The sequence below is a fragment of the Phaeobacter italicus genome (assembly GCF_019801785.1).
GTDB classification, from domain to species: Bacteria; Pseudomonadota; Alphaproteobacteria; order Rhodobacterales; family Rhodobacteraceae; genus Phaeobacter; species Phaeobacter italicus.
The window spans coordinates 37,300-58,885 of the sequence record NZ_JAHVIJ010000007.1 but is presented as its reverse complement, the minus strand read 5'-3'; the positions used below and the strand labels follow the sequence as shown (position 1 = coordinate 58,885).

19 protein-coding genes are annotated in these 21,586 nt (G+C 59.0%); 7 read left to right on the top strand and 12 right to left on the bottom strand.

The genetic code is table 11. The features are described 5' to 3' along the window. The first annotated feature begins 22 nt into the window (after window positions 1-22). Window positions 23-937, top strand: coding sequence for a LysR family transcriptional regulator (locus tag KUV39_RS16155; RefSeq protein WP_008563399.1), 915 nt, complete (start codon window positions 23-25; stop codon window positions 935-937). Between the two features lie 38 nt (window positions 938-975). Here the strand turns inward: KUV39_RS16155 and KUV39_RS16150 are convergent, their stop codons facing one another. After that, entirely contained in the window at window positions 976-2,217 is a 1,242-nt protein-coding gene (locus KUV39_RS16150) for a lytic murein transglycosylase (protein WP_222460316.1), read from the bottom strand. 93 nt (window positions 2,218-2,310) lie between these two features. Next, window positions 2,311-2,784 (bottom strand): Lrp/AsnC family transcriptional regulator, encoded by a 474-nt coding sequence (locus tag KUV39_RS16145; RefSeq protein WP_222460315.1) that lies wholly within the window; start codon window positions 2,782-2,784, stop codon window positions 2,311-2,313. 84 nt (window positions 2,785-2,868) lie between these two features. Here KUV39_RS16145 and KUV39_RS16140 point away from each other — a divergent pair, with 84 nt between their 5' ends. After that, a complete protein-coding gene (locus KUV39_RS16140) occupies window positions 2,869-3,894 on the top strand; it encodes a diaminopropionate ammonia-lyase (protein WP_222460314.1) in 1,026 nt (341 codons plus the stop codon). Then, window positions 3,887-5,014: a M20 aminoacylase family protein gene (locus KUV39_RS16135; protein ID WP_222460313.1), complete on the top strand. Its 1,128-nt coding sequence runs from the start codon at window positions 3,887-3,889 to the stop codon at window positions 5,012-5,014. Before KUV39_RS16140 ends, KUV39_RS16135 begins: the two co-directional genes overlap by 8 nt. Before the next feature lie 9 nt (window positions 5,015-5,023). On the opposite strand, the gene KUV39_RS16130 is transcribed toward KUV39_RS16135, so the two are convergent. From KUV39_RS16130 to KUV39_RS16110, 5 genes are read right to left on the bottom strand one after another with little or no spacing between them, the layout of a single operon-like run. Continuing rightward, window positions 5,024-6,157 carry a sensor histidine kinase gene (locus KUV39_RS16130; protein WP_222460312.1) on the bottom strand — a complete coding sequence of 378 codons (1,134 nt, stop codon included), beginning with the start codon at window positions 6,155-6,157 and terminating at the stop codon, window positions 5,024-5,026. Window positions 6,158-6,161: 4 nt separating this feature from the next. After that, window positions 6,162-7,178 carry an ATP-binding protein gene (locus tag KUV39_RS16125; protein ID WP_222460311.1) on the bottom strand — a complete coding sequence of 339 codons (1,017 nt, stop codon included), beginning with the start codon at window positions 7,176-7,178 and terminating at the stop codon, window positions 6,162-6,164. Continuing rightward, complete coding sequence (locus KUV39_RS16120) at window positions 7,175-7,582, bottom strand: ATP-binding protein (RefSeq protein ID WP_008563403.1); 408 nt, start codon at window positions 7,580-7,582, stop codon at window positions 7,175-7,177. Before KUV39_RS16120 ends, KUV39_RS16125 begins: the two co-directional genes overlap by 4 nt. Next, the gene (locus KUV39_RS16115; protein WP_008563411.1) at window positions 7,579-7,941 is read right to left on the bottom strand and encodes an STAS domain-containing protein; all 363 of its coding nucleotides are present in this window, start codon (window positions 7,939-7,941) and stop codon (window positions 7,579-7,581) included. Before KUV39_RS16115 ends, KUV39_RS16120 begins: the two co-directional genes overlap by 4 nt. A gap of 1 nt (window position 7,942) precedes the next feature. Further along, window positions 7,943-8,818 (bottom strand): STAS domain-containing protein, encoded by an 876-nt coding sequence (locus tag KUV39_RS16110; RefSeq protein ID WP_046211987.1) that lies wholly within the window; start codon window positions 8,816-8,818, stop codon window positions 7,943-7,945. A gap of 257 nt (window positions 8,819-9,075) precedes the next feature. Here KUV39_RS16110 and KUV39_RS16105 point away from each other — a divergent pair, with 257 nt between their 5' ends. Next, window positions 9,076-10,224, top strand: a complete 1,149-nt coding sequence (locus KUV39_RS16105) for a lytic murein transglycosylase (protein WP_222460310.1) — start codon at window positions 9,076-9,078, stop codon at window positions 10,222-10,224. Between the two features lie 89 nt (window positions 10,225-10,313). Here KUV39_RS16105 and KUV39_RS16100 read toward each other — a convergent pair whose 3' ends face one another. Together KUV39_RS16100 and KUV39_RS16095 are read right to left on the bottom strand one after the other, a co-directional pair. After that, a complete protein-coding gene (locus tag KUV39_RS16100; RefSeq protein WP_222460309.1) occupies window positions 10,314-12,968 on the bottom strand; it encodes a methyl-accepting chemotaxis protein in 2,655 nt (884 codons plus the stop codon). Between the two features lie 96 nt (window positions 12,969-13,064). After that, a complete protein-coding gene (locus KUV39_RS16095) occupies window positions 13,065-14,225 on the bottom strand; it encodes an ABC transporter substrate-binding protein (RefSeq protein WP_008563362.1) in 1,161 nt (386 codons plus the stop codon). Window positions 14,226-14,463: 238 nt separating this feature from the next. Here KUV39_RS16095 and KUV39_RS16090 point away from each other — a divergent pair, with 238 nt between their 5' ends. Next, window positions 14,464-15,501, top strand: coding sequence for a glycosyltransferase (locus tag KUV39_RS16090; RefSeq protein WP_222460308.1), 1,038 nt, complete (start codon window positions 14,464-14,466; stop codon window positions 15,499-15,501). On the opposite strand, the gene KUV39_RS16085 is transcribed toward KUV39_RS16090, so the two are convergent. From KUV39_RS16085 to KUV39_RS16075, 3 genes are read right to left on the bottom strand one after another with little or no spacing between them, the layout of a single operon-like run. Continuing rightward, window positions 15,429-16,571, bottom strand: coding sequence for a glycosyltransferase family protein (locus KUV39_RS16085; protein WP_244998413.1), 1,143 nt, complete (start codon window positions 16,569-16,571; stop codon window positions 15,429-15,431). The genes KUV39_RS16090 and KUV39_RS16085 overlap by 73 nt on opposite strands. A 2-nt stretch (window positions 16,572-16,573) precedes the next feature. Next, window positions 16,574-17,515: a glycosyltransferase family 2 protein gene (locus KUV39_RS16080; RefSeq protein ID WP_222460307.1), complete on the bottom strand. Its 942-nt coding sequence runs from the start codon at window positions 17,513-17,515 to the stop codon at window positions 16,574-16,576. A 5-nt stretch (window positions 17,516-17,520) separates the two neighbouring features. After that, window positions 17,521-18,576, bottom strand: a complete 1,056-nt coding sequence (locus tag KUV39_RS16075) for a glycosyltransferase family 2 protein (RefSeq protein ID WP_222460306.1) — start codon at window positions 18,574-18,576, stop codon at window positions 17,521-17,523. A 167-nt stretch (window positions 18,577-18,743) separates the two neighbouring features. Between KUV39_RS16075 and KUV39_RS16070 the strand changes: the two genes are divergently transcribed. Together KUV39_RS16070 and KUV39_RS16065 are read left to right on the top strand one after the other, a co-directional pair. Continuing rightward, complete coding sequence (locus KUV39_RS16070) at window positions 18,744-20,822, top strand: GumC family protein (RefSeq protein ID WP_168578229.1); 2,079 nt, start codon at window positions 18,744-18,746, stop codon at window positions 20,820-20,822. A 12-nt stretch (window positions 20,823-20,834) separates the two neighbouring features. Next, entirely contained in the window at window positions 20,835-21,584 is a 750-nt protein-coding gene (locus KUV39_RS16065) for a hypothetical protein (RefSeq protein ID WP_222460305.1), read from the top strand. The last annotated feature ends 2 nt before the right edge of the window (window positions 21,585-21,586 follow it).

Here is a 21,586-nt window from a genome sequence, read left to right as displayed (position 1 = left end):
CCCCTGAACGGACCTAGGCAACTTGGACATCATCTGGCTCAGAGACTTTGAATCGCTCACGACGCACAAGAATTTTTCTCGTGCGGCAGAGGAGCGCAATGTCAGCCAACCCGCGTTTTCCAGGCGCATCCGCGCCCTGGAAGACGAGGTGGGGGTCAAGCTGATCAACCGCCAGACCTTTCCTCTCTCGCTCACCCCTGCAGGCGAGGTCTTTCTGTCCCAGGCCAAATTGATCCTGCGCACCTATTCGGAAACGATTGAACGGTGCCAGACCATTGATGCGGCCGGCGAGAACGTGATCCGCTTTGCCTCCAGCCAGTCGCTCTACATGACCCATTTCCGGGATCATATCGAACCGCTAATGGAGGCGGGCGGGCTGGATGTTGATCTCAACTCGACCAGCTGGGCCGCAGATCAGTTCGTCTCGGCCCTGCAACAGCGCTACTGCGATGTTATCCTGACCTATTGGCATCCTGCGATGGACTTTCTTTCGCCGCTGGAAGTGAGCAAGTGTGATTTCCTCACCCTGTCAGAGGATCAGTTCGTGCCAGTGTCAAAGACCGGCCCTGATGGGGCGCCCCTGTTTGATCTGCGCCGGGACACCAAACGCCAAATCCCACTGCTGTCCTACGGCAGCGCATCTGCGCTGCGCTCTGTTCTGGACCACACGTTGCGTCAGCAGATCAGCCCGCCCAACCTGTTGGTGGTAAATCAGAATGCGCTGGCAAACTCGGTCAAGGCGATGATCCTTGAGGGCTTTGGTCTGGGCTGGCTCCCCCGCAAACTCTGCGAGGCCGAACTCGCAGAAGGCCGTCTGGCTCTGGCCGGCGGTGACGAGTTTGTCACAGCTCTTTCCGTGCGCCTGTACCGTGAGACGGAAAACACCAAACCAACCCTTCACGATTTCTGGCGCAAGATGAGTGCCAGCATTGCCTGAACGACACACCGTCCCCACGGGGACAAATCATCTATTTTTCAACGGGCTAGCTTTGCCATTATCTGTTTGTCGGGGAAACAGGTCGCTGCGGCACCTTGCGTTTCCTGCCATCTCCCGATGGAGCGGCGGGTTTTGAAACCTGCAAGCCCGTCTGCACCGCCAACATCATGGCCCAGGGCCTCCAACCCGCGCTGCAGCGCCGCGACCTCAGATCTCAGCATTTTGTCGACGCGACCCCAAGGGGCGACGAAATCGCCAACACCAAATTGAATGCGATCGCCGACATGGCCAACAAACAGCGCATAGAGATCGCTCTTGTTGTAGTCCTTTAGAACGTAAAAGTTCGGCGTCACCAAAAATGCAGGTCCATTGCGCCCTGCAGGTAGCATCAAATAGGCCTCGCCGCGCCGTTCGTGGTTTGGAAAGGGGCGGCCAGAAACGCGGGTGATCCCCAGTTTTTCCCAGTCACGGACACGACGCCCCTGATCCGGCCCTTCCAACGTGCAGGACACGGACGCGGGCAACCGCACCTCAAACCCCCAGTCCCTGCGCCGGTCCCAGCCATGATGGTCAAGATAGGCGCCAATTGATGCAATCGTATCCGCCTCAGAGGTCCAGATATCCGCCCGCCCGTCACCGTCGCCGTCGGCTGCAAATTTCAGGAAACTCGATGGCATGAATTGCGGCTGACCCAAGGCCCCAGCCCAACTGCTCTTCATACTCTGGTTTGGCACTTGGCCTGTTTCCGCGATCTGCAAGGCCGCAATCAACTCTGCCCTAAAAAACGCAGCTCGTCTGCTCATGAACGCCTTGGTTCCAAGAACCTGAAACGCATTATGCGGAATGGCCGCTTTCCCGTAGGCGCTCTCTCGGCCCCAAATCGCAAGGATAATCCGTCCAGGAACACCTGTGCGCTTTTCCACCTGGGTGAGGATAGCAGAATGGCGTTTTGCCATCTGTCGTCCCGTGGCGCTTGCTCCGTTAACCGCACCCCGGCCAAAGTACCGACCCGGCGCGCCGAACTCCGCCTGTCGTTGTGCACGAGGCGCTTGCCGGTTCGACCCCGGCGGCACCAGATCGGGCAGATCCCAATTCAGGCTCACACCGCGAAAGGAGCGGTCAAAGGTGGACCGGGACACACCTGCCTTGCGTGCGGCAGGCCAAATCTCTTGTAAAAGCCAGGTCTGAAAATCGCGCTCGATCTTTGCGCGGTTTTGGGCCAGAGCCGGGCTGACAAGTGCCGCGCAGACCATCAGAACACAAACCAAACGCGTGAGCATAATTATTCCTCTTTCCCCAACCGGCCCAATGTCCCCTGCCCTGCCAGCCTAACCACAGGCGCGACACCCGTCGCGGGGAGAATTGCTGCAAAATCAGCTCTTTTCGATCGGTACCTCCAACCCGATTTTCTTGCGCCCCATAACAACCGACGTCCTGAACCTGCGCACATTTGAATCCTCAAAAAACAGGCGCTTGGTCAGTTCTTCAAACGCAGCCATATCCGACGCCGTGCAGATCAGACAGAAATCTGCCTCACCGGTAAGATAATAGCACTGTTGCACCATCGGCTCTGCCTCCGCGCGGCGGGTGAAGGCATCGATCTGGTCCAGTCGTTCGCGTTCCAACTCGACCATCACGACAAAGGTCATGGGCATTCCCACCTTCGCCGGATCAACCAACGCAACATCACCAGTTATGACCTTTCGCGCTCTCAGGGATTTGACCCTGCGCTGAACAGACGCAACAGATAATCCCGCTTCTTCCGCCAATGCCTCCAGACCAATTCTGGCATCCCGCTGCAAAAGCCGCAGGATCGTCACATCTGATGCATCAAATTTCTCGCTCACATCTCACCCGAAATCTGCAAATTTTTCTCATTTCAAGGCAATAATTGCACATCATCTTGCAAGTCGCTTGGGTAAAATGTGGCCATGGAACAGATCAATGTCACCCTCGACCCCGCCAAACCGCTCGCAATGCTGCAGTCCTGCCCGGCCTATCAGCCCTCTCCGCTCTCCGTTCATAAGGTTGGAACACATGACGTCTGGGTTAAGGACGAAACCCAACGCATGGGACTTGGCGCGTTCAAGGCAATGGGCGGCGTCTACGCCGTCGCCGAACTCTTGGTGCGCGAATGCGGGACATCGATCCAGGATCTCACCAGCCCCGAAGCACGTGACAAAGCGGCTGGCGTGACCTTTGTCTGCGCAAGTGCCGGCAATCACGGCATGGCGGTCGCGGCCGGCGCAATGCTGTTTGGCGCAGGCTGCCGCATTCACCTGGCCGACACCGTTCCCGAAGATTTCGTGTCCCGCCTGCGGGCAAAAGGGGCCGAAGTCGTGCGCTCTGGCGCCACGTATGAGGATAGCATCGCAGCCGCGATCAAGGACGCCGAAGACAGCGGCGCCATCCACCTCGCTGACGGATCATGGCCCGGCTACACTGAGCCACCCCGCCTGGTAATGGAAGGTTACACAACAATCGCAGAAGAAATGCGCGACAGCTTTGCCGCGGCGGGCAGCTGGCCGACCCATGTATACCTGCAGGCCGGTGTCGGTGGCCTTGCCGGTGCAATTGCCTACATGATCCGGAAAAACTGGGAGGTTCAGCCGGACATCATCGTAATTGAACCCGATGCCGCCCCCTGCCTGAGCGAAAGTGCGAAGGCAGGTGAAATGGTGACGGTTGCGGGGCCTGTCTCCAACATGGGGCGTCTGGACTGCAAAACGCCGTCCATGCTGGCGTTCGAAATCCTGTCAAAAGCGGCTGACCGCTACATCGCTATCTCGGACACCGACGCCCTTGCAGGTGTCGCCAAGGCGCATGACCTTGGTATTGGCAGCACTCCGTCTGGCGCTGCCGGGCTTACAGCCTTGTTGCAGGAACAGATGCATGCCTTGCCCGCAGACGCCCGCCCCTTGGTGGTCTTGTCCGAAGGGGCTGTGCAAGATGACTGATCTCGATCTTGTCGCGTTTCGCCGCGACTTGCACGCGCATCCCGAAACAGGGTTTGACCTGCATCGAACCGCAGACAGGATCGCAGCGGTGCTTGAGGCAGCGGGATTATCCGTCACCCGCAACATTGGCACCAGCGGAATTGTCGCAACGCTCCAGCGCGGGCCGTCAAGCGAAGGCATTGCCTTGCGCGCAGATATGGACGCCCTCCCAATTGAGGAAGCAACCAACCTGCCGTACCGCTCGACCAATGCGGGCGTTTTTCATGGGTGTGGCCATGACGGACACAGCACCATGCTGGTTGGGACAGCATTGGCTTTGGCGGCGGATCCCGGCTTTGACAAGACGGTCCATTTCATCTTTCAGCCGGACGAAGAAAACGGTACCGGCGCAAAGGCGATGATCGACGACGGCCTGTTCAGCCGCTTTCAGATCAACAGGGTTTTTGGCCTCCACAATATGCCCGGAATGGCGGTTGGGCAGTTTGCAACGCAGTCCGGGCCCTTCTGTGCCTTTGAGGACAACTTTGACATCAGGATTTCTGGGAAGGGCGGCCATGCCTCCATGCCCGAACGCGGCGTGGATCCCATCGTGACCGGCGCCGCAGTTGTCACCCAGCTGCAGACCATCGTATCACGCGCGGTCGCACCACGAGACCACTGTGTGGTGTCAGTGACAGACTTCCAGACTGACGGTGCGCGAAACATCCTTGCCAGCAATGTGCAGATCACCGGTGATTGTCGGGGGTTTGATGCCCATGTTTCTGCCCGGATCGAAGAGCGCATGCGCGCAATCGTGGATGGGGTCTGCGCGGCGCAGGGCGCAAGCGGTCGCGTTGAGTATTCAACCTCGTTTGAACCTCTGGTGAACGATCCAGACGCAACCCAGTCCGCGATCAAGGCGGCTGGCTTGGTCGGTCAGGTGAACGACGCCTACGGTCGCGTCGGGTTTTCCGAGGATTTTGCAGCATTCCTGCAGCATCGCCCTGGCGCCTTTATCCTGATGGGGAACGGAACCGAGGGTGCAAATGCCATGCCGCTGCACAATCCGGGCTATGATTTCAACGACGATGCCATCGCGCCGGGGGTGGCTTACTGGTGTGCGCTGGCCAAAGCCGACTGACACGCCGGGTCAACTGTCCGCAAGGGGAAGCCGAAAGGCAACGCTGAGCCCATCTGATCCATCCACCTCCAGCGTGCCTGCGTATTTCCCGACCGTGCTGCGGATCATGCGCCAGCCGAGCGAGCCAGACCGTTCTGGCCGCTCGTCTTCCTGACGCAGCCCGCGGCCATTGTCCTTGACGGTCAGGCGAATTTCATCCGCCTCCTCTTGGATATGTACCCTGACCACCCCTTCAGAGCGCCCGACAAATGCGTGTTTGAAGGCGTTGGTCAGCAATTCGCCAACCAGCAACCCCAAGTCGATCGCCATGGACGCGGAGATCTCTGGGTCCTCCCCTTCCACGCAAACATCCACCTTGAGCGCATCGGAACTAAAGGCAGCCTCTGCGTTGCGCGCGATATCTTCAAGAAATGGTCGCGCCTGCAGCCGATCCACACGGGCAGATTTCTGCAGCTGTTCGTGGGCCTTGATGATCGACTGCACCCGCTGTTCCAGATCTCCCAGAACTGATTTGGTTTCTTCGAGCTCAGCATCCTTTCGGCTCATCCGGATCAGGGCACCAATCAGGGCAAGGTTGTTGCCAGTGCGGTGATGGACCTCCCGCATCATCAGATCACGCTCGTTCAGCGCCTCGATCAGAACGCGGTTTTGTTCTTCCAGCTCTGCAAGGGGATCACTTTTGCGGATGCTCGCGATGGCATCTGTAACGCGCGCCGCAACTTCGGCCAGCTCATCTGCCCGCGTGTGGCTCTTGAACAACATGTCCACCTCGGTCCCTTCAGACCCTGTATTGATGACATGCTGGTCGGCCAGTCGCCCCAATCCCTTGAGCCCAAGGCCAAGACCCGGCACAACGAGCCGATCTGCGGGCGATGGTGCGGCTCCGCTCTCGATCCCGCTGCCCTGGTCTGTCACGATCGCACGCAGTGCAACCCGCCCATCCTCCTGTGTCAGGCTAAGACGGACGCGGCCATTTTCTGCGTGTTGCTGTGCATTGCGTGCTGCTTCAAGCAAAGCGGTGACAGCCCGTGTCTGTGCAAACGTTCCAAGGTCCAACGCTTTGGTGACGGCCATCGCTGTAAAGCGCAGACGTTGAATGTCTTTTTCGGTTTCCGCCTTGATCGTGATCAGATGGATCGACATGGGCTCAGTTCTCTCTGGCTATGCGGCAGACAACGATCCCGGCGTCATCGCGACCTCTGAAATTTTCCGCCATCAGCTTGCCGGCAATCAACAGGGCAGAGCGCATCAGCAACGCGGGCTTCGCCTGCAGATCCCGAAGGGTGCGAATGCCGTCCGTATGCATGATGACGATATCTCCTGGCTCCAGCGCAACCTGTTCATGGAAAGGTTTTGCGTCCAGGCCACCCAGGCGCCCGTCACGGGTGGCAAACCGTTTGGTGTCCTGAATGCGGGCCCGCAACGTCGAGATGTTGCCAACCGACGCAAAGTTGACAGAACGTCCCGCGCCATCAAGTGACAGGCAGGCCGCGACCGCGCCACGTGTCCCCGCAATATCGGATGAGGCGTCAGTGAGGGTCTGGACAACATCCCTCCCTCTGCCCCGAAAGAAGCTCTTCAGCAGCTCGGTCGTCGCATCGGCTGCCTTGGCGCCATGTCCCAGGCCATCACACAGGATCACATCACTCGGACCGGACAGATCCTGCCCGCCCCGCGCTGGCGCAAGACCCCATCCGTCCCCGCAGCGCTGTTCGTTTGGATGCGTGACGAGAAGACCCGCGATTTCAACCTTGTCGTCGGCTGCCAACCTGCTGGTTACGAATTCACAGGCGACCGTGGTGCCTTCATCAAGGTCCGAAAAGATATCAAACCGGTCAGCAAGGCGCCGCATCGCCCCAAGCCCGAGCCCGGCAGACGCCACGCTGCTTGCGCCGTCTTCCATCATCCGTTCGATCGAAACGATGCCTGGCCCCTGATCATGCACAATCATGGCCAGCCGCGGCCCGCGCAGCCCCGGCATGATCTGCAGCAGACACCTGCCCCGACGGGCATACCGCAGCGCATTTGTAGCCGCCTCACTGACGACGATGACAATTTCTTCGGTTCGGTCGCGTGAAAACCCCGCCGAGTGGGCGAGTTGTCGTGCCAACCGTCGGCACGCCGAAATGTCGCTTGGATCAGCTATGGGCAACCAATGGGTCATAGTCGGGCCACCATTGTCACGCAGGTTCCTTTGCCTACTGTAGTTTCAATTTCCATCTGATCGCACAGGCGGCGCGCGCCCCCCAGCCCGCGTCCCATGCTACCCGCCGTGCTGAATCCATCGCAAAGCGCGGCGTCAACATCAGCAATCCCCGGCCCTTTGTCCCGGCAGACCACGGTGACACACGGCGGATGCACCTGACTGTAGATGCGCGCCTCGCCTCCGCCACCATGCATGACAGCGTTGCGGCCGATCTCACTGACGGCCGTGACAAAGCGTGTCTTTTTCACGGAGCGCGCGCCCAACTTCTCCAGTTCCTGCCCCGCAACGCGGCGCGCATGCAGGACATCCCGGTCCCGCAGCAGAACGCAGACGCTCACCAATGCCCCTTCCGGAACGCTCATGCCAATGGTTTGCCCCTGAGGTCCTGCAGCGCATGGCTGAGCGACAGCGCGGTTTTGCTCTCTGGCAGATCCATGCCAAGTTCGACCAGCGTCATCGCAACGGCCGGACGCATGCCCACCACATAGGTCTGCGCATCCAAAAGTTTGGAAACACTCGCCAGCTGCGCCAGGATCCGGCCAACAAAGGTATCAACGATTTCGAGCGCGTTGATGTCCATGACGACAGCGCGCGCTGAATCCCTCACAATGCGCTCTGCCAACGCCTCTTGCAGATCAAGGATATCCGTGTCCGAGATATCCTCTTGGATGGCAACGAGAAGCACACCCTCGACAAAGTAGATTGCTGATGCCGCGCTCATCTTACTGTTTGGCCTTGTGGACAATCTCGTAGCCCACCCTGTTCAAAGCATCCGCAAGACCGGTGCGGATGGTCGAACGGGTGGTCACTTCGCCGACATCGACGCCGAGCTGCACCATTGTCTGGGCAATCGTCGGGCTGATGCCGCTGATGATGCATTCCGCGCCCATCAATCTAACAGCCGATGCCATCCTCAGCATGTGCTGAGCGACCTGCGTATCAACGGTCTGGACACCTGTAAGGTCAACGATCACGACCTCTGATTGACGCTGCAGGATGGTTTCCAGAAGGTTTTCCATCACCTCCTGAGCGCGGGCAGAATCCATCGTACCAATCAGCGGCAGGGTCAGCACCTTGTCCCACAACTCAACAACCGGCGTTGACAGCTCCTGCATCTGATCGCGCTGTTGTTCGATGATGCGATCACGTTCTGCAATAAAGACCTCGGTGCAATAGACCGCAAATGCGTCGATCACCCGGCTGATAAAGAAAATCTCTTCCACCAGCTCGCCTGCCTGATCTGCCAGCAGCTCCTTCAGCTGAAAAAAGATCGGGCCCTTGAGCGCAAGAACAAACGAAGCCATATCGCTCGGGCTCACGCCGCGGGCGCTGCGCTCTTGGGTGACATCCACCAAAACCGTGCGCAGCTCTGTCCAGGCCTCACTGCTCAGATCAAATCGGCTGCCGGTGTCTCCCTCGGCAATCCCTGTAATCATCGCCCGCAGCAGAGAGGAGGTCTGTTCACGCCCTTCCTTGTGAGAAAACAAATCGGTTCTCAGGACACCTTCGTCGCTCTGTGTGGAAATCCAGCCATCCAAAATCGCGTCAAACCGTTCCCGAAGGATGGACAGGACCGTGCTTGTTTCAGTTTCCGACATATTTTCCTCAAGAAATGGGATCCACCTGACACGCGCCCTACACATGCGCGCCAGCTTTTTTGCATCAACGTCAACTATGTAGACCCAGAAAACCGCTTCGCCAGCACCTTTGAGAATTTTTATTTCGTTGGCTGGGCTCTCGTCGGCGTCAAGCCGCCGCGCAACCCAAAGGCTGTGATTTCTTGGCGGCCTCACCTTGCAGGGCAAACTGGATCCGCTAGTGTTGCGGCAAAGAGCACGGAAAAACGGCGGGCAAGATGAGCATTTCACGACGGCATTTCGGATTGGGGCTTGCGGCCCTCGGCTTGGGAGCATGCGGCGGGGGTCTCCCCACCGGGGGAACCAGCCCGGTGAAATCCACTGGCCTTCCCGCAGATCTGAGACCGATACCAAACGCGGCCTATGACGCATGGGTTGATGCATTCAAGCCACGCGCTCTTGCGGCTGGGATCTCTCAGAACACATTGAACGCTGCGTTCCGCGGGACCGGCTATTTGCCTGGTGTGATCAAACGCGACCGAAATCAAACCGAATTCAAACGCAGCCTGGAGGACTATCTGTCAATCGCCGCCTCAGATGAACGGGTCGGCAAAGGACGGGCCGCCTTTGCCCGCCACCGCAGCACCTTGGCCGCTTTGGAGCAAGCCTACGGCGTGGACGCCGAGATCATCGCAGCGATCTGGGGGCTTGAGAGCTTTTTTGGCGAACGCAAAGGCGATGTTCCCGTTATCTCAGCAACCTCAACACTGGCATTTGATGGCCGTCGCGGCGCGTTTTTCGAAAAGCAGCTGATCGCAGCCCTGCGCATCCTGCAGCGCGGCGATATCACGCCCGCCCGCATGACCGGCAGCTGGGCGGGCGCCATGGGCCACACGCAGTTTATTCCAACGTCCTACCAGGCCTTTGCGGTGGATTTTACCGGCGATGGAAAACGCGACATCTGGTCAGAAGACCCCAGCGACGCGCTGGCATCCACCGCCGCTTATCTTGCCCGCAATGGCTGGACCCGCGGTCAGGCGTGGGGGCGCGAGATCACTGGCGACACATCAGCGACAGGCACGGTCATCCAGCCCCAACCAGGGGGGCCGCGCTTTGCAGTGACCGGAAACTTCCGCGCCATCAAACGCTACAATAACTCTGATGCCTATGCGATCGGCGTTGGTCATCTTGCAGACCGGATTGCAGGCGGCGGACCGCTGCGCACGCCCTTCCCACCCGATGCAAACGGGCTCACCAAACAGGACCGGATTGCCCTGCAAAAGGGGCTCACAGCCAGAGGTTTCGACACCGGTGGTGCAGATGGGGTGATCGGCCCCAACACCGAAAAGGCAATCCGCGCCTATCAGCAAAGCCGCGGTCTGCCTTTGACCGGCACACCATCGCAGTCCCTGCTACAGGGGCTCTAGGGTCTGGATGTATTGATTTGGCTATCAGCACAAAGGGCGCAGAAATTCTGCGCCCTTGTGGTTTGTGTTCTGTTTGATCCTGTGCAGCGTCAGCTGACCATTTGCCAATCCATGCTTTCGGCCTGACCATCTACGCCATAGGTCTCCATCGATTTTGCAGTGCCGGGCGTCACTGTGAAATGCGCGACAAGCTCGGCGAGTTTGGTCGCGTCCCCCCGCAACATATGGCTGGCTGCGGTCGATTGTTCGACCATGGCTGCATTTTGCTGCGTCACTTGGTCAAGCTGGCCCATGCCGATGTTGATCTCATGCAAGCCAGTGGATTGGGTGACCGCACCATCAGCAATCTCAGACACCTGCTTTGAGATTTCGCTGACCTGATCGACAATCGCATTGAGCGCCGCACCCGCCTTGCCGACAAGCTCAACCCCCAGATCCACCTTCTTCGAGCTTTCGCTGATCAGGGTCTTGATCTCCATCGCAGCGTCCGATGTGCGCTGTGACAGACCCCGAACCTCGGATGCAACCACCGCAAAGCCACGACCAGCTTCGCCTGCACGGGCCGCCTCCACCCCGGCGTTCAACGCCAAGAGGTTGGTCTGGAACGCGATATCGTCGATGACACCAATGATCTGCGCGATGTGTTTTGAGCTTTCCTCGATATCGGTCATGGCGGAAACCGCGCTGCCGACCACATTGCCGTTCTCAACCGCCTCCGTCTTGGCATTTTGCGTCGTCCCTTCAGCCTGGCGCGCGCCCTCTGCCGCGGACTTCACGCTGGCAGTCAACTCGTCCAGCGCTGCTGCGGTTTGTTCAAGGGTCGCCGCCTGGCTTTCCGTCCGGCGAGACAGATCATCAGAGGCCTGGCTGATTTCATCTGCACCATTGCGGATGGAGGAGGCAACATCGACCATCTCCACCACCGTGTTGCTCAGCGTCTCGGCGGTCTGATTGAAATCAGCCTTGAGCTGGGCATAGCCATCTTTCAGATCCTCGTTGATCCGCACGCTCAGATCCCCCTGTGCCAAGGACGCAAGACCATTGCCGATCGCTGTGACGGCCGCCGCCTGCTCTGCCTGATGCAAGGCGCGTTCCTCTTCTGCGGTTTTGGCCAGCTCGTCCTTTTCCACCAGCCCATTGCGGAATACGGTCAGAGCCTGAGCGATCCTGAAAACCTCGTCACTGGTGCGATCAAACCCTTTGATTGGGCTCATATCGCCGTTTGCCAGCCGTTCCGTTGTGCGGCTGATAGCATTCAGGGGCCGTTGGATCAGCACATGCGTCACAATCAGTGCAGCGATCAAAAGACCCCCCGCGACCATCAAAAGCCGTTCAATATTGGCTTTCGCCTCTGCAACCTCGGCGCCGATCTGCCCCGCCATCGTGGCAATCTCGCTTTGGCTGCCAGCCCCAAGGTCAGAGGCACGGTTGGCAATCTGCAGCACCGCTGCGGTTGTCGCCTCGGCCGCGCTGCGGGCATCCGCATCGGCATTCAGCGACGCAATCCGGTAAGCAGACAATCCGCTATCAGCCTGCGCCAGGGCAACAATCTGATCAAGCGATGCTGCCAGAACACCATCGTTAAAGTCTTTGTATTCCGCCAACGCCCCTGCCGCGCGGGCCATCGGCTTGGCAGCCGCCAGCGTCCGCTCCGGATCCTGCGAGGTTACGACCGCAAGCGCAGAAGTCTGGAAGTTGCTGATCCATGTGTTGATCTCAAGCAGCGTGTTGAGAAAACCGACCTCATTGGTCAAAAGGCCCTGGATTGCGTCCTTTGACCCTGTGCTGGCATCCTCCGCTGCGATTGTCAGCTCAAACACCATGTCATCAACCGCAGTTGACAGCAGCCCATCGGCTGACAGCCGCGCAGCGAGCACCACTTGGCGAAGTGCTTCTGACTGGAAACGTCCACGGGACACGGCATCAGATAATGTTGCGGACACATTGCGCAGCTCTTCCGTATCTACAACTTCTGCCGCTTCAAGCCCATCGACCACATCAGACAGTCGACCCGCAGACGCCTGTGCGAGATCGCTGAGGATCGACCGCATTGAGGGATCGGAACTGTTGCCAATCGCCAGCGCGATGCCGGACATCAGGTTGATCTCTCCGCGCGCTTCCAGCAGGGCTTGCAGGGTTGCAAACTTCACCTCGACCAAATCAGCCAGCGTTTCCTCGACCGATGTGATGGTGTCTTCGCCCCCCATGGACAGATTGAAATACGCATCATCAGCAATTTCAGCCAAGGTCCCCTGAAGCGTCGCGCTCAACTCCTGCAATTGGCCGGTCAGGCTGATCACCTCGTCCGAGTTGCGAAATGCAATCCTGCGCGAGGACACGGATTCCGCCAGCGCGGTTTTGACTTGCACCACATCTGGCTGAAACTCCGACCGCAAGGCTTCGGGCATTTGTGCGACGGTCTGCTCCAGCTGCGCGACTGCCGCCTCGACAGTCTGCGTGGCACTGCTCAATTGATCGGCGTTGTCTGCCATCATCACATTGACCATCGCGTCTTTTGTTTCGCTCGCGGCCCCGATCATCTGTCCACTCAACTGCAATTGAGGCAGCTTTTCTGTCGAAAGGGTCGTCATCTCGGATGAAACCCGTTCAAAGGCAAGGATCACCGCAAAGCCAAGCGCCGCCGTGGTTCCTGCCATCGCCAGCAGGATGAAAAACATCTTCGCGCGGATGCTGGACAGGGGATTCCATTTGCGTAGCGCACTTGTGGGAGTCTGCGTCGTCATGATCTTACCTGTAAATTTCAGTTCACATTCGCCGCCCCGGTTGTGGCGGCTCTCAGACAGGCCGGCGCAAACAACGCACCGGCCCATGAGATGAAGTCAGGACTCGCCGCCGGTTGCGACCGGCTGGAAACCACCGTCCTGTGTAATGCGGGTCAGGAACACATCGTCCATGCCCTGATTGTCGCCGGGGCCAAAGGTCATGGTCACGCCACCAAAATCGACGGTGCCCAATCCATTCATCGCGGCAAGGAAGCTGTCGCGTGTCAGCTCTGCACCTGCGGCTTTCAGTGCCTCAATGGCGAGCCGACCGGTCAGATACCCTTCAAGCGAAACAAAACCTGGCTCGGCTGCTGGGTCCAAAGCCTTGAGCGCGGCCTGATAGTCCGCAACTACGGCAACAGATGTATCCCACGGGAAAGGCACGACCTGGCTGATAATGACACCTTCACCCGCATCACCAAGTTCCTTGGCGAGCGCGTCAGAGCCAACAAAGGAGATATTGACGAAGGTCGGATTGAACTTCAGCTTGCGCGACAGTTTGATGAACTCTGCCACCGGCTTGTATGCGCCAACCATGACAACCGCATCCGGTTTTGCCTTGCGGATGGTCAACAGGGCTTTTTTCACAGCGGTCGTGTTGCGGGTATAAGTGCCCTCCGCGACCAGTGTCATGCCGCGCTTTTCCAAGGCTGCGGTCACACCAGCGAGACCAACACGACCAAATCCATCGTCCTGATAGAGCAGTGCGATGGATTTCATGTTCTGCTCATCAACGAGATGCGCGATCCAGGCCTCTGTCTCGGCGGCATAGGTCGCCCGCACGTTCAGGATATTACCGTGGCTCGCATCACGCAGAAAACCGGCACCGGTAAACGGGCCAAGAAAAGGAACGTTTGCCGCTGTTGCAATAGGCTGCGTTGCGGATGACGTAGGCGTGCCAACCGCGCCGATCAGGCCAATATGGTTGTTGTCTTCGATGACTTTCTTGACCAGCGCCACCGAACGGTCGGGCTCATAGCTGTCATCCATGCTGTCCAAGGCAATCTGGCGTCCGTGGACACCGCCTGCGGAATTCGCTTCGTTGAATGCCGCCTGCATGCCCAACTGCATACCTTGGCCAAGCGCAGCCGCCGGCCCTTCCAGAGCGGCCACCTGTGCAAAGCTGACTTTGTCTTTGGTAATGCCTTGTTCGGCCAGGGCCATCGCGGGCAGCGCCAAGGCCAGCGCCGCTGAAATCATTGTCTTTCCGAGATACATAGATCTACTCCACCTTCGAGAACGCTGATGGAGAGTGAGGCGTAGGCGTTAACAAACCAGATATGCGACAAAGTACCCCTACGTCAGAAATGCGACCAATTTTATCGAGAGTGCGGCAAGCCGTCTGACCCTGCCGGTCTCGGCGTTCCCGCGGATTTTGGTTAATTCAATCGACGCAGGGCCGCCTGTCTGCTAACCCTTGTGAACATTTTGAAGTGATTGTTTATCGGGTATCGCTGTGAAAATTCCTTTGTTTTTTGATGGCTATGACCTGAAGGCCTATGATTTCCCCGGGGGTCGGCCACTGTCTCATCTACGCGAGCGGCTACGGTATCACTATCGTCTGATGAAAGGGGCCCAGCCCAGTACCGGCTTTTATGTTGCCTTCAGAAACCTCGCCAAAAGCCTTGAGATGCTTGGCCATGAAATCTGCATAAATGACTTTGGATTTGCGCGCCGCAACCCGGATTACCCTGTCGGCTTCAGCGGATATCTCGCACCGCTGGCGCGATTCGGCCTGCAGAACCCGATCCTCTATGGTCCTGGCCGCGTGCCTGATCCAGACCATCTGGCCGCGCTCAGACAACGCATGAACCTGGCGACGGTCACCTATCCGTCACAATGGCCGATCATGCTCAACCCGGTAGGAAGCAGAGACCTGTTTGCCCCGATGTTTGTCGGCATCGACACCGACGCCTGGCCGGATCTCTCCAGCCAAACCAAAACCGTCGATATCCTTCTCTACAACAAGGTAAGATGGGAGGCCCCAACCCGTGACGTTGATCTCATGGCCCCCCTTCGCGCGCTGTTCAAGGCCCGCGGCCTGACCGTGGAAGAAATCCACTATGGCCATCACACCCCTGAACAGTTTCGTGCCAGCCTAGGCCGCAGTCGCACGATGGTATTTTGCACCGAACATGAAACGCAGGGGCTCGCCTGTCAGGAGGCGATGTCGTCAGGGCTGCCCATTTTTGCCTGGGATGAAGGAAAACTCAGCGACCCCAGCCAACAACGGATCGCGCCGGGGCCTGTCACCCCCAGTTCAGTTCCGTATTTCGATGACCGCTGTGGGCTGCGCTTTACCACACAGAATATGGAAGAGCGGTTTGATCAATTCTGGAACCAGCGGCATGGCTTTCACCCACGCGATTATGTGGTCGAAAACCTCTCGCTCTTGCGCGGCGGGCAACGTTTCATGGAGCTTTACGGAGCCCTGTGCGACCGCGCCGGTATCCCCACAGATCCAAGCAGACCTGTCACATCGGCCTCTGTCTGACGAAAAATCGCATCCGGTATTGCCGCAATCGCTTGGGAACAGGCTTTGATCGCCTGTTGATCCAACGCTGACAGACATGAAATCAGCGCGTCAGGAGTTGCAGCATCGATCGTCCACCCCTGCCCCGACCGCGCAATCTTGCGACCGGTTTCAGTGCCTGACAGCGCGATGACCGGGCAATTGTGCCAGCCTGCCTCATAGATCCGATTTGGCAGCAGCAAATCCGAATTCCCGCCAGCCTGCCAAAGGTCCTGCGCCCAGACCACGTCACAAGAGCCGTAACAGGCCGCCAGACCATCGGGATAGGCATAAGCGCCGTGGAACACCACCTGCGCCACATCCGCTATTCGGTCGTGAAAATCCGGCAGGACGTGGTCGTGGATCTGCCCATGAATATGCAGCTCCACCGCGCCACCCATCCGCTTTGCGGTTTCAAGTAGCAACTCAAAACTCGGGCGGCAGCGGATCGCGCCGATCCAGCCCAGACGGATCACCCCAGCATCTCGACTGTCGGCGACCGGGTCGGGGCGACAGGCATCATCTGCCAGCACCAGCTTGTTTTCGACCAGATGCCAAGGCCCGTCATACCCCTGCCGGTTCGAGAAGTAGCCTCGGTGGAAACCGGGAGAGGAGAGCCACAACGCACTGACGCTCTGCAAAAGGCGCCGCTCTGCCAGACGTGCCAGACGGGATTTAGCGCCATCCCCTTCCAGCAGGCTGTGAATATCCAGGACCTCATAGGCGATGGACGCTGTGCTCTTGCTACGCCTCTTCACCACGCAGGCCAACGCCAGCATGTCGAGATTGCGCGCAACCAGGACATCAGCGGACGCCACAATCGGCGCAAGCCGCGGATCTGCAAGCGCCGCTTTGAGTGCGAGCGCAGCTCTCTTCATGAGACCGTGCTGGCCGATCTGCCCCAGATCAATATTCTGCCAGGCGACCTCAGGCTTTGGTCCTTTGCGGGACGTGACCGAAATCACCTCATGCCCCAGCTCGTGAAACGAGCCGAGACGCCGCAGTTGCGCAACATCCGTCAGATCAGACCCAAAGCAGACAATCCGCGCCAAACCTATTCCCCCGGCGCGCGTATTGACTGATTGGGCTGGCCGTAGATCTGCGGCTGCGGCAGGGCGGCGCATCCCGACAAGACACCTACATGCAAGAGACCGCGCAAAATCCAATAGTTGCGCCGCCCCTCTGACATCCCGTTCATCAAGGCCGCACACAGGCAATAGATCACCTTGGCAAGCGCAAGAACGATAAGCCGACTTTTGGCGGCCCAGCCACTGGTCCCAGAGGCATAGCTCTGCCCCATCCGATAGCGCCGCCTGGCCAACCACGCCAATGTCAGCCGATCAGCTGAGACATCCTCCTCGACAACCGCATCCGGGTTGACTGCAAACGTCGCGCCACGGGCAGAGAGTGCAAAGAAATACGCCGTATCCTCCCCACCACTGGTGCCGCGTTTCAGATCAAACTCAACGTCGCTCCAGGGTGTGCCACAAAAGCGGACCAGCGCATTGCAGCTGTGGGCGGTCTGGCGCGGGCTGATCTCCCCCGTCGCGCTGCGCCGGATCTCTGGCCAGTTGCTGTGCCAGTCCTGCGCAACCATCCATGCAGGCGCATCTGTTGGATAGCGTGTCAGGGTCGGGCCGGACACCACATCGGCCTGCCCATCCGACGCACAAGCCATCAGCTGCAGAAGCCAATCCTCCGGCGCAATCTCATCATCGTCAATAAAGGCGATCCAGTCAGAGCCACGCTGACGTGCAATGTTCAGACAGGCGTTGCGCGCAACAGAAATATTGGCCACCGGCGCATGCACATAGGTCACCGGCCAACTGCCCGGTTCCTCCCGCACCAGATGTTCGGCGCTGGGGCGCGCGTCGTTGTCGGCCACGATGATATTGATGAAACACCCTTCAGGCGCGCGCAGTCGGGCCAGCGAGGCAAGTGTCTCAACCACGCTCTGACGTCGATATGTGCAAAGAAGGACCGAGATCCGCTGCATCAGTTTCAGCCTTTTCCTATTCCCCGCCAGAAATGGCGCAGTGTCATTCCCAAAAATCCGACCGCCCAACTCATGTGCATCGCAAACAAGGCCACCCCGGCCCAGGCGCCCTTTCCACCCAGCTTTCGCACTCCAAGACAGCTGATGGCCGCGAGCGCCACAAGATAGGCAACAGGCCAAAGCAGCGTGACTGGGAAAAGTGGTGAAATCAGGACGGCCAGCGCACAGACCACGAAATTCAAGACGGGGATCAGCTGCCGCAGCCGGGGGCGCATTCCATGCTTCAGAATGGTCCGTGCCCGCCCTGCCCCATAGTTGCGGTATTGGCGTGATAGCCCGCCTAGCGTATCTCGCATGATATAGCCAAGCCGCACATCCCCCGCCAGCCAGATGCGGCCGCCAGCCTGAGAAAGCCGCCAATCAAGCTCGGCATCTTCGTTGTGACTAAAGTCGGGATCATACCCCCCCACCTTACGAAACCAGGCCAGATCCATCAGCGCGTGATGGCCATGATCCACATATCCCGAACGGCGACCGCCGCGATGGGCAGAGCCGCCTGATCCCGCAGGGGTATCCACCACCCACGCTGCCGCTTGGCCAAATGGCGTGCGTCCGGTCGATACCATAGGGACCACGACGGATGCCTTTTCCCTGCCGTCCCGAAATGCCGCCACCAGATCACTGGCAAATGCCTGAGGATACAGCGCATGCGCGTCGCACCGCAGCAGCAGGTGAAACCCATCTCCGTAGTGTTCGACAGCCCGATTGATGCCTGCCGACTGGATGCGATCGGGATTGTGCATCACATGCACAGGACAGGGCGCGCTAGCCGCATAGGCCGTCACCAGATCAACCGTGCCATCCGTGCTGCCACCATCGGCCACGACCACGCTGCACCGGTCAGGATCTTGCAGCAACGGATCGCACAGAAGACTGTCGAGGCAATCAACAATGTGTTGGGCTTCATTCAGCGTCGGGATCACAAGCAGGATGCGCAGCGCCTGCGCCCCGTCGGTGACGTCACGCGCACCAACCTCGCCTGTTTGCCTGCTCTTCTTCATGCTCTTATCGGCCTGCAAAGTGTTAACAACCTGTCTAGCGGATCGGAGGACGCTGGAACAGATTGATTTTTGCGCGTAGTCTGGCCGGACAATCCAGACCCGGCCCCAGGCGGTATCGTGCAGCGCAAGGGGGTTGGGGGCGCAACAACAACGATGGGGTCAACCACGTGTCTACGCCAAAGACGTCCTTTGCCGCTGATGACGGGCAAGAAGTGCTCGATCTCGGTGCAATTTTCGCGATCATCTGGCGCGGCCGCCTGCTGATCCTGCTCTGTGTTCTTTTGGGCCTCGCCTTTGGCGTCTGGCGCGGCTTCATCGCTGCGGTCCCCTTGTACGGAGCCGAAGTGCAGTTGGTGCTTGATCCACGGGATGAAAAGGTCGTCGACATCGAAAGCGTTGTCAGCAGCTTGTCGGCAACGGACGAGGTGATCCGAACCGAAGTCCATATTCTCGGTGGCCGCGAGCTGGGCGGCCAGGTTGTTGACCGGCTCAATCTGGTTGCGGATCCTGAATTCAACATGTTGCTTCGTGATCCCGGATTTGATCCAGTCCAGAGCCTGAAGAACGCGATCAAGACGATCCTCGGAATGGAGGTCTATCAGATCACCGGCGACCCCGATCCCGCATTCCTGCGTGAAAAGGTGATCCAGACCCTTTTGTCGAATGTCGAGGTGGTGAACATCCCCGACACCTATATTTTCTCGATCTGGGTTCTTAGCGAAAATCCGTTCAAGGCTGCCGAAATCGCCAATGCATTTGCAGATATCTATGTCGAAAACCAGGTGGCCGTAAAACTCGATGTGACCGCACAGGCGACCGGCTGGCTGGCTGAACGGGTGACTGAGCTGCGCGGGCAGTTGGAAAAAAACGAACGGCGGGTTGCAGAAATTCGGGCCCAGGCAGATGTAACCAGCCCCGCCCAGCTGATCGGATTGGAAAACCGGCTGATTTCCCTGCGCAGCGCGCTTTCTGAACGCAGCGAAGAGGTCGCGTCCCGCGCCTCTGCCCAGGCGGAGCTGAGCGCCGTTCAAACAGAAGCAGATCAACGCGCCGCAGCCCGTCGTTTCGGGTATGGCGCATTGATGAGCCGCGCCAGCGATCCGCAAACTGGCTGGCGTGCGGTTCTTGCTCAGGCAGCCCGTGATCTGCGCGAGGCCGAGGCCAAGGAACAGGCCATCCGCACCTCAATGGCCGAGCTTGAGATCACCATCGCCACACAAAGCGATGCGCTGACTGAAATCGTTCAGGCAGAGCGCGATGCGGAATCCAGCCGCCTGCTGTTTGAAAACTTCCAGAACCGTCTGCGTGAAACCTCCATGCAGGTGGGGCTGCAACGCGCCGACAGCCGGGTGATCTCGCGGGCTTTCCCACCAGACAGGCCCGCCCTCCCCCAAAAGAGCCGTATCCTGATCCTTTCGGTGTTTTTTGGCGGGTTCATTGGCACGGTTCTGGTTGTTGCGTTGCAACTGACCCGCGCCCGCCTGCATTCGGCCAGCCAGATTGCCAACATCACATCTGTGCCGGTGATCGCCGTGCTTGATCAGTTCACCCAAAAGGTCCGCCCCGAGGATGCTGCCGCCCTTGGCCCGCAAACCCGCGACGGTGAGGCCATTCGCAACCTGCGCACCTCTCTGTTGATGGCTCGCGACGATGTCCCGCCTCAGGTGGTCGTCTTTACCTCTGCCGAGAGCGGGGATGGGAAATCCACACTGTCCGCCGCGATGGCGCATAACATTGCGCAAATCGGCAAATCGGTCTTGCTGATCGACGGTGACATCCGCCGCCACTATCTGTCCAACCCGCTCGCCAACGGCAATCAGCATCCGGGTCTGTCGGATGTTCTGTCCGGCAAGGTCGCATTGGCTGACGCCATCCTGCCCGGAGCATTGGGTCAGGTGGATATTCTGCCTGCAGGCACCGTCAGCGGGAGTGCTGCAGACCTGCTCAGCCAGGGGGGGCTGCCGGATCTGTTGGCAGAGGTTCGCAACCATTGGGATGTTATCGTGATCGACACACCGCCCATCTCGGTGGTGCCCGACGCGCGGATCATTGGCCGCCACGCTGATCTCCTGATCCTGCTCGCCCAGTGGAACACCACACGCCAATCGGTCTTTGCCGATGCCCTGCGCCAGTTGGAACAAGGTGGGCGCAGCCCCGATGGCATTGTCCTGACCAAGGTCAAGGCCGGGCGCAAACCGCTCTACGGCCCGGCGCGACGGTCTCACGACAACTACTATCGCGGCTGACGGGCAGGCATCATGCAGGTTTCCTCTCTCGTTCGGAAATCCCGAAATCTGGCCCGCCGTGCAATCGGGCTTCCGGTCCTGAACTATCAGGTTCTGGGAGAGCGATGCTCTGGCACCAATTTTCTGGATCAGCTGATCCTGCAGAATTTCACCCATGCGCGGCCGCGATATGAGATGTGGAAACACGCCTTCCCGAATTTCATCGCTGCCCCATCAGATGTCGTCTTTGTCGTCATTTTTCGCGAACCCTATGGTTGGCTCGAAAGCATGTACGGCAAACCGTGGCATAGTCGGCCAGAGCTGAGAGCCCTGGCATTTTCCGACTTTATACGCTCCGAATGGCAAAGCATCGTCGACGTGCCACAGTGGTTCGACCTGCCCCGATCCAGCCCGGCGGAAAACCAGCCGCTCAATCAGGATCTGCATCCCATCACGGGGAGACCCTTTGCCAACCTCCTGGATCTGCGGCGCGCCAAGGCCGAAGCACTGCTGTCCCTTCCTCTGCGGGGCGCAAAGGTGATTTTCACCACCCATGATGAGGTCAGCAAATCCCCTGAAACCATCATCACACGTCTGGCCGAGATCAGCCCGGTGCCCCCACACCCGGATTTGAAGGTCCCAAAGGGACATTTCGGCTGGTCATGGTCGGATCGCAACGTAAAGCCCAAAACCCCCGGTAGTCTCATCAGCGCAGAAGATCGCAGCTGGATAGCCAGCCAGCTTGATCCGGCGCTTGAGGCTGCGATGGGTTTGCCGGTGTGAGT

Excerpts from the sequence above, each read along its gene's own strand:
- KUV39_RS16150 (WP_222460316.1), bottom strand. The coding sequence starts at position 2,217 with ATGCTCACGCGTTTGGTTTGTGTTCTGATGGTCTGCGCGGCACTTGTC.
- KUV39_RS16140 (WP_222460314.1), top strand. The coding sequence starts at position 2,869 with ATGGAACAGATCAATGTCACCCTCGACCCCGCCAAACCGCTCGCAATG.
- KUV39_RS16135 (WP_222460313.1), top strand. The coding sequence starts at position 3,887 with ATGACTGATCTCGATCTTGTCGCGTTTCGCCGCGACTTGCACGCGCAT.
- KUV39_RS16130 (WP_222460312.1), bottom strand. The coding sequence starts at position 6,157 with ATGTCGATCCATCTGATCACGATCAAGGCGGAAACCGAAAAAGACATT.
- KUV39_RS16125 (WP_222460311.1), bottom strand. The coding sequence starts at position 7,178 with ATGACCCATTGGTTGCCCATAGCTGATCCAAGCGACATTTCGGCGTGC.
- KUV39_RS16120 (WP_008563403.1), bottom strand. The coding sequence starts at position 7,582 with ATGAGCGTTCCGGAAGGGGCATTGGTGAGCGTCTGCGTTCTGCTGCGG.
- KUV39_RS16115 (WP_008563411.1), bottom strand. The coding sequence starts at position 7,941 with ATGAGCGCGGCATCAGCAATCTACTTTGTCGAGGGTGTGCTTCTCGTT.
- KUV39_RS16110 (WP_046211987.1), bottom strand. The coding sequence starts at position 8,818 with ATGTCGGAAACTGAAACAAGCACGGTCCTGTCCATCCTTCGGGAACGG.
- KUV39_RS16105 (WP_222460310.1), top strand. The coding sequence starts at position 9,076 with ATGAGCATTTCACGACGGCATTTCGGATTGGGGCTTGCGGCCCTCGGC.
- KUV39_RS16100 (WP_222460309.1), bottom strand. The coding sequence starts at position 12,968 with ATGACGACGCAGACTCCCACAAGTGCGCTACGCAAATGGAATCCCCTG.
- KUV39_RS16095 (WP_008563362.1), bottom strand. The coding sequence starts at position 14,225 with ATGTATCTCGGAAAGACAATGATTTCAGCGGCGCTGGCCTTGGCGCTG.
- KUV39_RS16080 (WP_222460307.1), bottom strand. The coding sequence starts at position 17,515 with ATGCAGCGGATCTCGGTCCTTCTTTGCACATATCGACGTCAGAGCGTG.
- KUV39_RS16075 (WP_222460306.1), bottom strand. The coding sequence starts at position 18,576 with ATGAAGAAGAGCAGGCAAACAGGCGAGGTTGGTGCGCGTGACGTCACC.
- KUV39_RS16065 (WP_222460305.1), top strand. The coding sequence starts at position 20,835 with ATGCAGGTTTCCTCTCTCGTTCGGAAATCCCGAAATCTGGCCCGCCGT.